Source organism: Alphaproteobacteria bacterium, assembly GCA_017308135.1.
GTDB lineage: Bacteria > Pseudomonadota > Alphaproteobacteria > CACIAM-22H2 > CACIAM-22H2 > Tagaea.
Genome location: JAFKFM010000004.1, coordinates 1 through 13596, shown reverse-complemented (window position 1 = coordinate 13596; position 13596 = coordinate 1). Strand labels below are relative to the sequence as shown.

Genomic DNA, 13596 nt, shown 5'->3' with positions numbered 1-13596 from the left:
TCTGGTCGTACGCCATGAACGTGGCGCCGCCCGACTCAGCCAGCACCTTCGTGATCGCGGCCGTCAGCGACGTCTTGCCATGGTCGACGTGGCCGATCGTCCCAATGTTGCAGTGCGGCTTGTTCCGCTCGAATTTCGTCTTCGTCATGGCTTATGCCTCGGAATGGATGCGGGTTGTTACCAGCGGTAGTGCGAGAAGGCGCGGTTCGCGTCCGCCATGCGGTGCGTGTCCTCGCGCTTCTTGATGGCGGCACCGCGGCTATTCGCGGCGTCCAGCAGTTCCACCGACAGGCGTTCGGTCATCGTGTGCTCCGAACGCTCGCGCGCGGCGGAGATCAGCCAGCGGATGGCCAACGCCTGCGAACGCTCCGGACGGACTTCGACCGGAACCTGGTAGGTCGCACCGCCGACGCGGCGCGAACGCACTTCCAGGTTCGGCTTCACGTTGTCGAGAGCCTGGTGGAATAGCTTCAGACCGTCGGCGTTCGCCTTCTTGGCGACGATGTCGATCGCCCCATAGACGATCGATTCCGCGACGGAGCGCTTGCCGTGGTGCATCAGCACGTTGGTAAAGCGCGAAATGACGAGGTCCCCGAACTTCGGATCGGGGAGCACTTCACGGCGTTCTGCGCGATGGCGGCGCGACATGGCTTCCGTATCTCCTTACTTAGGACGCTTGGCGCCGTACTTCGAACGGCGCTGCTTGCGGTCCTTGACGCCTTGCGTATCCAAGGTGCCGCGGATGATGTGATAGCGAACGCCGGGCAAATCCTTGACGCGGCCGCCGCGGATCATGACGACCGAGTGTTCTTGAAGGTTGTGGCCTTCGCCCGGGATGTAGCTCGTGACCTCGAAACCGTTGGTCAGACGCACGCGGGCAACCTTACGAAGCGCCGAGTTCGGCTTCTTCGGGGTCGTCGTATAGACGCGGGTGCAAACCCCGCGCTTCTGCGGGCTGGCCTCAAGGGCCGGCACCTTGTTCCGCGTCGGCTTGTCTTGGCGCCCCTTGCGGATCAGCTGGTTGACCGTCGGCATTCGATCGCTTCCTTGCGCTCGTTCTCTTCCGGTACCGGCCGCAAACGCGACCGGACGACGACGCCACTTTCGAGGCGCCAAAAAGGCCCGCGCGTGGCGGACGGGTCCGCGCCGCGTGGGGCCAGAATTTGTGGTGTCGAGAGGTCCGACACCGGGACATTCCGCATTTCGCCCGGGAACCCGAGTTTCGGACGGCTATCGCGCCCGACGTTCCGGCCCCTGTTGAAAGGCGGGCGGAAAGTAGTGATTCGGGCCGCAAGCGTCAACATCAATCGACTCAACGAACAATGATTCCGCTGCGGCGCCATAAATCATTGTTCTATAAAAGAAAACGGCGGCCCGAAGACCGCCGTTTCCGTTCCTTCGACCGGGTCGCCGGGGGCGTTACTTCGCCCGGCGGCGCGCACCAATCGCCTTGGCCTCGTCGCCCTCGCCGGATTCGGCGCCGGCCGGCTCCGAATCGTTGGCGGCTTGGTCCTGCTTGGACGCCAGCAGCTCGCGATCGCGCTCGGCGGCCAGATGGCGCAGACGGTTCATGACCGCACCCGTGCCCGCCGGGATCAAGCGCCCGACGATCACGTTTTCCTTCAGGCCCATCAGGTTGTCGACCTTGCCGTTGACGGCCGCTTCGGTCAGCACGCGGGTCGTTTCCTGGAACGACGCCGCCGAGATGAACGACTCGGTCTGCAACGAGGCCTTCGTGATGCCCTGGAGAACCGGCTTGGCCGTGGCGCCGCGCATGTTGAGCTCGGCGGCCTTGGCGTTGGCGATCTCGAACTCCACGCGATCCACCTGCTCGCCCGCGAGGTAGGTCGTATCGCCCGGCTCGTCGATCTCGACCTTCTGCAGCATCTGGCGAACGATCACCTCGATGTGCTTGTCGTTGATCTTCACGCCCTGCAAGCGATAGACGTCCTGGATCTCGTTGACGAGATACGTGGCGAGCGCTTCGACGCCCATCACGCGCAGGATGTCGTGCGGCACGGGATTGCCGTCCATCAGCAGATCGCCGCGCTGCACGTAGTCGCCTTCCTGAACCGAAATGTGCTTGCCCTTCGGGATCAGGTATTCGACCGGCGTCGCGGATTCGTCGCTCGGACGAACCACGATGCGGCGCTTGGCCTTGTAGTCCTTGCCGAACTCGACGCGACCTTCGCCTTCCGAGATGATCGCGTAGTCCTTCGGACGACGCGCTTCGAAAAGTTCGGCCACGCGCGGCAGACCGCCGGTGATGTCGCGCGTCTTCGACGATTCGCGCGGGATACGCGCGATGATGTCGCCGGCGTGGATGTCCTGGCCGTTGTCGACCGAGAGCACCGCGTCGACCGACAGGAAGTAGCGCGCCTCAACCCCGTTCGCGAGCTTGATGACGTTGCCCTTCTTGTCGCGCAGCTGGATCTGCGGCTTGAGATCGGCGCCGCGCGGCTGCTGACGCCAATCGACGACGACCTTCGACGAAATGCCGGTCGCTTCGTCCATGACTTCGCGGATCGACACGCCTTCGACCAAGTCGACGTAATGGGCGACACCTTCCTTCTCGGTGATGATCGGAAGGGTGTACGGATCCCACTCGGCCAGCTTCTGGCCCTTCTTGACGACCGCACCTTCGTCGGCGATCAGCTTGGCGCCGTAAGGCACGCGGTGACGCGCGCGTTCGCGGCCCTGCTCGTCGACTAGCACGATTTCCGAGTTACGGCCCATCACGACGGGCACGTTCGCGGTGTTCAAGACGACGTTGCGGTTGCGGACCTGCACCTTCGCGTCGTAGGCCGCTTCGACCGACGACTGCTCGGCGCCGCGCTGGACGGCGCCGCCGATGTGGAAGGTACGCATCGTCAGCTGCGTGCCGGGTTCGCCGATCGACTGGGCGGCGATGATGCCGACCGCTTCGCCGATATTGACCGTCGTGCCGCGCGCGAGGTCGCGGCCGTAGCACGCCGCGCACACGCCGCCCTTGCTTTCGCAAGTCAGCACGGAGCGGATGCGGACCTTGTCGATGCCGCTCTTTTCGATGCGGTCGACCAGTTCCTCGACGATCAGCGCGCCCGACTTCACGATCGGGTCGCCCGTCAGCGGATCGAGAATGTCCTCGGCCGCCGAACGGCCCAGGATACGCTCGCCCAACGGGGCGATGACTTCGCCGCCTTCGACGATCGCCTTCATCGTGAGGCCGTGCGGCGTGCCGCAATCCTCTTCGACGATGATCGCATCCTGCGCCACGTCCACCAGACGGCGGGTCAGGTAACCCGAGTTCGCCGTCTTGAGCGCCGTGTCGGCGAGGCCCTTACGCGCGCCGTGCGTCGAGTTGAAGTACTCGGCGACGGTCAGGCCTTCCTTGAAGTTCGAGATGATCGGCGTCTCGATGATTTCGCCCGAGGGCTTGGCCATCAAGCCGCGCATGCCGGCGAGCTGCTTGATCTGCGCGGGAGAACCGCGGGCCTGCGAGTGCGCCATCATCCAGACCGAGTTGATGGGCTTGCCCTTCTCGGTCTTGGAGATCTCCTTCATCATCGCCGCGGCGACGTTGTCGGTGCACATCGACCAGGCGTCGACGACCTTGTTGTACTTTTCGCCCTGCGTGATCAGGCCGTCCTGATACTGCTGCTCGAACTCGGCGACCTTGTGCTGGGTCTGCTCGACGAGCTGCTTCTTCGCGGCCGGGATGATCATGTCGTCCTTGCCGAACGAGATGCCCGCACGGCACGCATGCGCGAAGCCCAGCGCCATCAGGCGATCGGCGAAAATCACCGTCTCCTTCTGGCCGCAATGGCGGTACACGACGTCGATGACGTTCTGCACGTCCTTCTTCGTCAGCAGCGTGTTGATCAGCGAGAACGGCACGTTCGGATGGCGCGGCAGCAGCTGCGACAGCAGCATGCGGCCCGGCGTCGTCTTCACGCGCACGGTGATCGGGTTGTTGTCCTTGTCGACCGTCTTATAACGGCACTCGATCTTCGTCTGGATCGTCACGCGCTTGTGGAACAGCGCCTGCTCGATTTCCGCGACGTCGCCGAAGGACATGCCCTCGCCCGGCTCGCCTTCGCGCTCCAGCGAGACGTAGTAGAGGCCGAGGACGACGTCCTGCGACGGTACGATGATCGGCTTGCCGTTCGCGGGGCTGAGGATGTTGTTGGTCGACATCATCAGCACGCGCGCTTCAAGCTGGGCTTCCAGCGACAACGGCACGTGGACGGCCATCTGGTCGCCGTCGAAATCCGCGTTGAACGCGGTGCAGACGAGCGGGTGCAGCTGGATCGCCTTGCCTTCGATCAGCACGGGCTCGAACGCCTGGATGCCCAGACGGTGCAGCGTGGGCGCGCGGTTCAGCAGAACCGGGTGCTCGCGGATGACCTCTTCCAGGATGTCCCACACTTCGGGACGTTCCTTTTCGACCATGCGCTTGGCGGCCTTGATCGTGGTCGCCATGTTGTAGAGTTCGAGCTTCGAATAGATGAACGGCTTGAACAGCTCGAGCGCCATCTTCTTCGGCAGGCCGCACTGGTGCAGCTTGAGTTCCGGGCCGACGACGATGACCGAACGGCCCGAGTAGTCGACGCGCTTGCCGAGCAGGTTCTGACGGAAGCGGCCCTGCTTGCCCTTGAGCATGTCCGACAGCGACTTCAGCGGACGCTTGTTGGCGCCGGTGATGACGCGGCCGCGGCGGCCGTTGTCGAACAACGCGTCGACGGCTTCCTGCAGCATGCGCTTTTCGTTGCGCACGATGATGTCGGGTGCGCGCAGCTCCATCAGCCGCTTCAGACGGTTGTTGCGGTTGATGACGCGGCGATAGAGGTCGTTCAGATCGGACGTGGCGAAGCGACCACCGTCCAAGGGGACCAAGGGGCGCAATTCCGGCGGAATGACCGGAATGACTTCCATCACCATCCACTCGGGCTTGTTGCCCGATTCGACGAAGGCTTCGACGATCTTGAGACGCTTGACCAGCTTCTTGCGCTTGGCGTCGGAGCTCGTCTCCTTGAGCTCCTCGCGCACGCGCTCTTCTTCTTCCTCGAGGCGGATTTCGCCGAGGAGACGCTTGATCGCTTCCGCGCCGATCAACGCCTGGAAGGCGTCGTCGCCGTACTCGTCCTGCGCCTTCATGAACTGCTCTTCCGAGAGCAGCTGGTGCATCTTGAGCGGGGTGAGACCCGGCTCGACGACCACGTAGTTCTCGAAATACAGCACGCGCTCGAGGTCGCGCAGCGTCATGTCGAGCAGCAGACCGATGCGGCTGGGCAGCGACTTCAGGAACCAGATGTGCGCGACCGGCGAGGCGAGCTCGATATGGCCCATGCGATCGCGGCGCACCTTCGACAAGGTGACTTCCACGCCGCACTTCTCGCAGACGATGCCCTTATACTTCATGCGCTTGTACTTGCCGCACAAGCACTCGTAGTCCTTGATCGGCCCGAAGATACGCGCGCAGAACAGGCCGTCGCGCTCGGGCTTGAAGGTACGATAGTTGATCGTCTCGGGCTTCTTGATTTCGCCGTGCGACCAAGCCCGGATCTGATCCGGGCTCGCGATCATGATCTGGATTTGGTCGAACTGCAGCGGCTTGGCCGGTGCGCCGAAAAGATTCGCGATCTCGTTCTGCATTACGCTCTCCCGTATCGCTTAGTAGCCGCGCTGGTTGAGTTCGACGTTGAGGCCCAAGGAGCGCAGCTCCTTGACCAGAACGTTGAAGGACTCGGGGATGCCCGCTTCGAAATTGTCCTCGCCGCGAACGATGGCCTCGTAGACCTTCGTACGGCCGGCCACGTCGTCCGACTTGACCGTGAGGATTTCCTGCAGCGTGTAGGCGGCACCGTAGGCTTCGAGGGCCCACACTTCCATTTCGCCGAAGCGCTGACCGCCGAACTGCGCCTTACCGCCCAGCGGCTGCTGGGTGACGAGGCTGTACGGACCGATCGAACGCGCGTGGATCTTGTCGTCGACCAAGTGGTGCAGCTTCAGCATGTAGATGTAGCCCACGGTCACCGGGCGATCGAAACGCTCGCCCGTACGGCCGTCGGTCAGCCACACCTGACCGGTGTGGGCGAGACCCGCCTGTTCGAGCATCGCGTTGATGTCCGCTTCGCGGGCACCGTCGAACACGGGCGTGGCCATCGGCACGCCGCGGCGCACGTTCTCGCCCAGATCGATGAGCTCGGCGTCGTCGAGCTCGCGCCCGCCTTCCTTGAGCTCTTCCTTGGCGTAGACCTTCTCCATCTTCTTGCGAAGATCGGCGGGCTTGGCCGTGCCGCGACGGACCTTGTCGACCATCTGCCCGATCTCGCGGCCGAGCGTGGCCGAAGCCCAGCCCAGATGCGTTTCGAGAATCTGACCGACGTTCATGCGGCTGGGCACCCCCAGCGGATTGAGCACGAGGTCGACCGGCGTGCCGTCTTCCAGATAGGGCATGTCTTCGGCCGGCATGATGCGGCTGATGACGCCCTTGTTGCCGTGACGGCCGGCCATCTTGTCGCCGGGCTGCAGCTTGCGCTTCACCGCGACGAAGACTTTGACCATCTTCATCACGCCGGGGGGCAGTTCGTCGCCGCGTTGCAGCTTCTCGACCTTGTCCTCGAAGCGGCGCTCGAGCGCCTTCACGGATTCGTCGAACTGCTTCTTCATCGCCTCGACGTCCTGCATCGTCTTGTCGTTCTTGACGATGATCGAACGCCACTGGCCGGGCGTGAACTCCGAAAGGAACGCTTCGTCGATCGTGGTGCCCGGCTTCGGACCCTTCAGACCGCCGGCGAAGCTTTCGCCCAGCAGCACGGCCTTCATACGCTGCGCGGTCGAACGCTCCAGGATCGCGCGTTCGTCGTCGCGATCCTTCGCGAGACGCTCGATTTCCTGACGCTCGATCTGCAACGCGCGCTCGTCCTTGTCGACGCCGCGGCGCGAGAAGACGCGCACTTCGACGACCGTGCCGGCAACGCCCGGCGGCAGGCGCAGCGACGTGTCGCGCACGTCCGACGCCTTTTCGCCGAAGATGGCGCGCAGCAGCTTTTCTTCCGGCGTCATCGGGCTTTCGCCCTTCGGCGTGACCTTGCCGACCAGAATGTCGCCCGGCTTCACTTCGGCACCGATATAGGTGATGCCGGCTTCGTCGAGGTTCTTCAGCGCTTCTTCGCCCACGTTGGGGATGTCGCGCGTGATTTCTTCCTGGCCCAGCTTCGTATCGCGGGCCATCACTTCGAACTCTTCGATGTGGATCGACGTGAACACGTCGTCCGACACGATGCGCTCGGAGATCAGGATCGAGTCTTCGAAGTTGTAGCCGTTCCAGGGCATGAACGCGCAGAGCACGTTGCGGCCCAGCGCCAATTCGCCCAGCTCCGTCGACGGGCCGTCGGCGATCATATCGCCGGCCTTCACCACGTCGCCCTTCTTCACCAGCGGACGCTGCGTGATGCAGGTGTTCTGGTTGGAGCGCTGGAACTTGAGCAGACGGTAGATGTCCACGCCCGACGCGGCGGCCGAGGTTTCCTCGGTCGCGCGCACGACGATACGCGTGGCGTCGACCTGGTCGACCACGCCCGCCCGGCGCGCGGCGATCGCCGCGCCAGAGTCACGCGCGACCTTGCCTTCCATGCCCGTACCGACGATCGGCGCTTCCGCGCGGACCAGCGGCACCGCCTGGCGCTGCATGTTCGAGCCCATCAGCGCGCGGTTGGCGTCGTCGTTCTCGAGGAACGGGATCAGCGCCGCGGCGACCGACACGAGCTGGCGGGGCGAAACGTCCATCAGGTCGACCTGATCGGGCTTCACCAGAACCGCGTCGCCGCCCTTACGGCAAGCGACGAGTTCGGCCGTGATGCGGCCCTTGGCGTCCACTTCGGTGTTGGCCTGGCCGACGTAATAACGGCCTTCCTCCATCGCCGAGAGATAGATCACCTCGTCCGTCGCGCGGCCGTCCTTGACCTTGCGATACGGGCTTTCGATGAAGCCGTACGGATTGACGCGCGCGTAGGTCGCCAGCGAGTTGATCAGACCGATATTCGGACCTTCGGGGGTTTCGATCGGGCAGATGCGGCCGTAATGCGTCGGGTGCACGTCGCGGACTTCGAAGCCCGCGCGTTCGCGCGTCAGGCCGCCCGGCCCGAGGGCCGAGAGGCGGCGCTTATGCGTGATTTCCGACAGCGGGTTCGTCTGGTCCATGAACTGCGACAGCTGCGACGAACCGAAGAACTCGCGCACCGCGGCGGCTGCGGGCTTCGCGTTGATCAGGTCGTGCGGCATGACGGAGTCGATTTCGACCGTCGACATACGCTCGCGGATCGCGCGCTCCATGCGCAGCAAGCCGACGCGATACTGATTTTCCATCAGCTCGCCGACCGAACGCACGCGGCGGTTGCCCAGGTGATCGATGTCGTCGATTTCGCCGCGGCCGTCCTTGAGTTCGGTCAGCGTCTTCACGATCGCCAGGATGTCGGCCTTGCGCAGGATACGCACCGTGTCGGCGACGTCGAGCTGCAGGCGCGCGTTCATCTTCACGCGGCCGACCGACGAAAGGTCGTAGCGTTCGCTGTCGAAGAACAGACCCTTGAACAGCGATTCGGCCGTTTCCAGCGTCGGCGGCTCGCCCGGGCGCATGACCCGGTACATTTCGATCAGCGCTTCTTCGCGGCTGCCGTTCTTGTCGGCCTTCAGCGTGTTGCGCATGTAGGGGCCGACGCTGATGTGGTCGATGTGCAGCGTCGGGATTTCCTTGACGCCCGCTTCTTCCAACAGCTCGAGATTCTGCGCGGTCAGCTCGTCGCCGGCCTCGACATGGATCTCGCCCGTCTCTTCGTTGATGATGTCGACCGCGACGTAACGGCCCTTGAGGTCTTCGATCGTGGCGAGGACGTCCTTGACGCCTTCTTCCTTCAGCTTCTTGGCCAGACGCGGCGTGATCTTCGCGTCCTTCTCGGCCAGGACCTTGCCGGTCTTGGCGTCGATGAGGTCGGAGAGCAGCTTCTGGCCGCGCATGCGCTCGCCGTCGAACGCCGTCTGCCAGCCGGACTTGCCCTTCTTGTAGACGACCTGGCTGTAGAAATTGGCGAGGATTTCCTCGGCCGTCATGCCGACCGATTCGCCCAGCTCCAGATCCTTGCCGACCGCCTGACGCTCTTCGCGCAGCTTCTCGGAAGCCAAGCCGTCGAGCGCCATCAGGAACGTCGTCACCGGCAGCTTGCGGCGGCGATCGATGCGCACATAGACGAGGTCCTTGGCGTCGAATTCGAAATCGAGCCACGAGCCGCGATACGGGATCACGCGCGCGGCGAACAAATACTTGCCCGACGCGTGCGTCTTGCCGCGGTCATGATCGAAGAACACGCCCGGCGAGCGGTGCATCTGCGAAACGATGACGCGCTCGGTGCCGTTGATGATGAAGGTGCCCTTGTCCGTCATCAGGGGCATGTCGCCCATGTAGACGTCCTGCTCCTTGATGTCGCGGATCGAGCGCGAGCCCGTGTCCTCGTCGACGTCCCACACGACCAAGCGCAGCGTGACCTTCAGCGGGGCCGCGAAGGTCATTCCGCGCTGCTGGCATTCCTCGACGTCGTATTTCGGATCTTCGAGTTCGTAGCGCACGAACTCGAGCTGCGAACGCTCGGAGAAATCCTTGATCGGGAAAACGGTGCGGAAGACTTCCTGCAAGCCGACGTTCTTCCGCTCGGAGGGGCTGACGCCCATCTGGAGGAACTGCGCATAGGAACTCATCTGCACTTCGATGAGGTTCGGCATCGGCGCGACGTCCGGAATACGACCGAAGCTTTTGCGAATCCGCTTGCGACCCATCACCGTCTGCAACATGTCGACCCTCGTATGGTCCTAATGGACCGAAATTCCGTTGCCGTTCTTCTTTCGGGGAAACAGCGCCCGACCGGTCCGGCCGTCCGTTCCCTTCCGGAAACGAACGGCCGAGCCGGATTTCGGCTTACTTGACCTCGACGGTCGCGCCCTGCTCTTCGAGCGCCTTCTTGAACTTGGCGGCGTCGTCCTTGTTGACGCCTTCCTTGACCACCTTCGGCGCGCCTTCGACCAGGTCCTTGGCTTCCTTGAGGCCCAGGCCCGTGATTTCGCGCACGACCTTGATCACGTTGATCTTCTTATCGCCGGCGGCGGTAAGGTTCACCGTGAATTCGGTCTGCTCGGCGGCGGCAGCGGCGGCACCGCCACCGGCGGCCGGCGCGGCGGCAACCGCCACCGGCGCGGCGGCGGAGACGCCCCACTTGTCTTCCAGCAGCTTCGTCAGTTCGGCGGCTTCCAGAACCGTCAGGCTCGACAGTTCGTCGACCAGTTTGGCGAGATCGGCCATTTCAATTTACTCCTGTGTATCCAAGCGAGTTGGGTTGGTTGGGGTTCGGCTTCACGCCGCGCCTTGCTTCTTCGCGTAAGCGCCAATGACACGCGCCGTCTGCGCCGCGGGGGCGCGGAGGACGGTCGCGAGCCGGGTCGCCGGCGCGTTGAGGAGGCCGAGGAACTTGGCCCGCATCTCCGGCAGGGAGGGCAGGGTCGCAAGCGCCTTAACCGCGGCCACGTCGAGCGCACGCTCGCCGAGGCCGCCAGCAACGATCGTCAGCTTCTCGTTCTTCGTCGCGAAAGCCACCGCGACCTTCGCCGCCGCCACCGGATCGGTGGAGTAGGCGATGGCCGTCGGGCCCTTCAACGATGCCCCGAGATGAGCGTAGCTCGTGCCGTCCAGAGCACGACGCGTGAGCCGGTTCTTCGCGACTTTGAAGCTGGCGCCGGCTGCCCGCATGTTGCGGCGCAGCTCGGTGACTTCCGCCACGGTCAAGCCAGCCTGCTTGGTCACGATGACCACAGCGGCTTCCTTGATCTTCCCGTGGAGGCTGTCGACCAGCTCCTTCTTTTGCGTACGGTCCACGATCGTCTCCTGGTTCGTTCCGATGGCGCTTCCGCGTCACCGGAACCGTTTCACAAGAGCCTCGACCCCTCGTCACCGGCGGCGAACCGCCGGCGGAAAAGATCGAGACCTCGCTCGACCTGTCCCAGAAGTCCCAACTCGCATCGCCCCGGAAAAGCGCCGGGGCTTCGCGATTTGTCGCCTCTGTCTATGCGGGCCGCCTTACTTGGGGCGATTAAGCGTCGGGTTCAAGGAACTCGCCGCACCAGCAGTCTCGGACAGGGTCGCCGAAATTCCCTTGCGGGCGATTTCGGCGTCCCGCCCTGCCCGGCCGAGCCGGACAAGGCGGAAACTCTTTCGCTCGTCTTACGCCGCCGCCGGTGCGGCCGCCTGGCCGCCGAACGCCGCGATATCGAGCTTGACGCCCGGCCCCATCGTGGAGCTGACCGTCACTTTCTTGATGTAGTTGCCCTTCACGCCCGACGGACGCGCCTTGACGATCGCGTCGAGGAACGCCTTCAGGTTCTGGGCGAGCTTGTCTTCTTCGAACTTCACCTTGCCGACACCGGCATTGATGTTGCCCGTCTTGTCGGCGCGGAATTCGACCTGGCCCGCCTTCGCATCCTTCACCGCTTGCGCGACGTTGGGCGTGACGGTGCCGAGCTTCGGGTTCGGCATCAGACCGCGGGGGCCGAGCACCTTACCGAGCTTGCCGACGACGGCCATCATGTCCGGCGCGGCGATCACGCGGTCGAAATTGATTTCGCCCGCGAGCACCTTCTCGGCCAGATCGTCGCCGCCGACGAGGTCCGCACCCGCGGCCTGCGCTTCGGCAACCTTCGGGCCCTTGGCGAACACCGCCACGCGCACCGACTTGCCCGTGCCGTTGGGCAGGGCGACCATGCCGCGAACCTGCTGGTCCGCCTGGCGCGGGTCGATGCCCAGGTTCATCGCGACCTCGACGGTCTCGTTGAACTTGGTGCTGGCACGCGACTTGACGATCTTCACCGCTTCGTCGATCGAATACAGTTTCTCGCGATCGAGACCATCGACCGCCTTCTTCATGCGCTTGCCGAGACGAGCCATGATCAGCCCTCCACCACTTCGAGGCCCATCGAACGGGCGGAACCGGCGATCATCTTCATCGCGGCTTCGACGTCGTTCGCGTTCAGGTCGACCATCTTCTTCTGCGCGATGTCGCGCAGCTGCGAGGTCGTCACCTTGCCCGCCTTGTCGCGGCCCGGCGCCTTGGCGCCGGATTCGATCTTCGCGGCCTGCTTCAGGAAGTAGCTGGCCGGCGGCGTCTTCATGACGAACGTGAACGTACGATCGCCATAGGCCGTGATCACGACCGGGATCGGCATCCCGGGCTCGAGCTTCTGGGTCTGCGCATTGAACTGCTTGCAGAACTCCATGATGTTCAGGCCGCGCTGACCCAGCGCCGGCCCGATGGGCGGCGAGGGATTCGCCTTGCCCGCGGGTACCTGCAGCTTGATGTACCCGACGATTTTCTTCGCCATCGTCCTACTCCTCTTGGCTGCCGGCGCCCCTTAATTGCGGGAGGACACCGGTCGTATCGCCTCGTTGCACATGAATTCACCGGTCGGCCGCCGCATACGGGCGACCGGCGAATTCGAACTAAAGCTTCTCGACCTGGCTGTATTCCAGCTCGACCGGCGTCGGCCGGCCGAAGATCGAGACGGAAACCTTGAGCCGCGACTTCTCCTCGTCGGTCTCTTCCACCAGACCGTTGAACGAGGTGAAGGGGCCGTCCGTCACGCGCACCTGCTCGCCGACCTCGTAGGTGACGGCGGGCTTCGGCTTCTCGATGCCTTCCTTCATCTGGCGCAGGAGGCGATCCGCCTCCTTGTCAGAAATCGGCGCGGGCTTGTTGCTCGCCCCCAGGAAGCCCGTGACCTTCGGCGTGTTCTTGACGAGGTGCCACGTCTCGTCGGTCAGATCCATGCGCGCCAGAACGTAGCCCGGGAAGAACTTGCGTTCCGCCGCGACCTTCTTGTTCCCCTTGCGCACTTCGACGACGCTGTCGACGGGCACCATCACTTCCTCGACCAAGTGCGCGAGGCCCTTCTGCTGGGCCTGTTCCTTGATCGACGAAGCGACCTTCTTTTCGAAGCCCGAATAGACGTGCAGCACGTACCAGCGCATCGCCATGTTGTTCAGGCCCCCAAGCCCAGGATGAGACGCACGCCGTGCGACACGAACCAATCGACGACGAAAAAGAAAATCGCCGCGAGGAACGACATCGCGAACACCATGGCGGTGGTCACGAACGTCTCCTTGCGCGTGGGCCAGGTCACCTTGTTGGCTTCCTGGCGCACTTGGCGGAAGAACTCGCCCGCGCCGACCTTCTGTCCCGTCTGCGGCATCATGCCGACAATTCCCATCCGTCGTTTCGTACTGAAGCTTCGTCGCGCTTGGCAGGAGTGGAGGGGCTCGAACCCCCAGCCCCCGGTTTTGGAGACCGGTGCTCTACCAATTGAGCTACACTCCTAAGCGCGACCCTCGAACTACTCGATGATCTTGGCGACGACGCCGGCGCCGACGGTGCGCCCACCCTCGCGGATGGCGAAGCGCAGGCCTTCGTCCATCGCGATCGGCGCGATCAGGTGAACTTCCATGGCGACGTTGTCGCCCGGCATCACCATCTCCGTGCCTTCCGGCAGGTGCACCATGCCCGTCACGTCCGTCGTGCGGAA

12 protein-coding genes and 1 tRNA gene are annotated in these 13596 nt (G+C 64.0%); all 13 read right to left on the bottom strand.

Features of this window, described 5'->3' with window-relative positions; all coding sequences use genetic code 11:
• The coding region (gene tuf, locus J0H39_00230; GenBank protein MBN9495151.1) for an elongation factor Tu at positions 1-148 on the bottom strand (148 nt) is incomplete at its 3' end.
• A 29-nt stretch (positions 149-177) separates the two neighbouring features.
• On the bottom strand, positions 178-648 hold the full coding sequence (gene rpsG / locus J0H39_00225) for a 30S ribosomal protein S7 (GenBank protein MBN9495150.1): 471 nt from the start codon (positions 646-648) through the stop codon (positions 178-180).
• Positions 649-663: 15 nt separating this feature from the next.
• The gene (locus J0H39_00220) at positions 664-1035 is read right to left on the bottom strand and encodes a 30S ribosomal protein S12 (GenBank protein MBN9495149.1); all 372 of its coding nucleotides are present in this window, start codon (positions 1033-1035) and stop codon (positions 664-666) included.
• 384 nt (positions 1036-1419) lie between these two features.
• Positions 1420-5634 (bottom strand): DNA-directed RNA polymerase subunit beta', encoded by a 4215-nt coding sequence (gene rpoC, locus J0H39_00215; GenBank protein ID MBN9495148.1) that lies wholly within the window; start codon positions 5632-5634, stop codon positions 1420-1422.
• An 18-nt stretch (positions 5635-5652) separates the two neighbouring features.
• Positions 5653-9825, bottom strand: coding sequence for a DNA-directed RNA polymerase subunit beta (rpoB, locus tag J0H39_00210; protein MBN9495147.1), 4173 nt, complete (start codon positions 9823-9825; stop codon positions 5653-5655).
• A gap of 124 nt (positions 9826-9949) precedes the next feature.
• Positions 9950-10330 carry a 50S ribosomal protein L7/L12 gene (gene rplL, locus J0H39_00205; GenBank protein ID MBN9495146.1) on the bottom strand — a complete coding sequence of 127 codons (381 nt, stop codon included), beginning with the start codon at positions 10328-10330 and terminating at the stop codon, positions 9950-9952.
• 51 nt (positions 10331-10381) lie between these two features.
• Positions 10382-10900: a 50S ribosomal protein L10 gene (gene rplJ / locus J0H39_00200; GenBank protein ID MBN9495145.1), complete on the bottom strand. Its 519-nt coding sequence runs from the start codon at positions 10898-10900 to the stop codon at positions 10382-10384.
• A 345-nt stretch (positions 10901-11245) separates the two neighbouring features.
• Entirely contained in the window at positions 11246-11965 is a 720-nt protein-coding gene (rplA, locus tag J0H39_00195) for a 50S ribosomal protein L1 (protein MBN9495144.1), read from the bottom strand.
• A 2-nt stretch (positions 11966-11967) separates the two neighbouring features.
• Positions 11968-12399: a 50S ribosomal protein L11 gene (rplK, locus tag J0H39_00190; GenBank protein ID MBN9495143.1), complete on the bottom strand. Its 432-nt coding sequence runs from the start codon at positions 12397-12399 to the stop codon at positions 11968-11970.
• A 118-nt stretch (positions 12400-12517) separates the two neighbouring features.
• Entirely contained in the window at positions 12518-13051 is a 534-nt protein-coding gene (gene nusG, locus J0H39_00185; GenBank protein MBN9495142.1) for a transcription termination/antitermination protein NusG, read from the bottom strand.
• A gap of 5 nt (positions 13052-13056) precedes the next feature.
• Positions 13057-13269, bottom strand: a complete 213-nt coding sequence (gene secE, locus J0H39_00180) for a preprotein translocase subunit SecE (protein ID MBN9495141.1) — start codon at positions 13267-13269, stop codon at positions 13057-13059.
• Positions 13270-13315: 46 nt separating this feature from the next.
• Positions 13316-13391, bottom strand: a tRNA-Trp gene (locus tag J0H39_00175).
• A gap of 16 nt (positions 13392-13407) precedes the next feature.
• Positions 13408-13596 (bottom strand): elongation factor Tu (gene tuf / locus J0H39_00170; GenBank protein ID MBN9495140.1); only part of this gene is annotated, 189 nt, incomplete at its 5' end.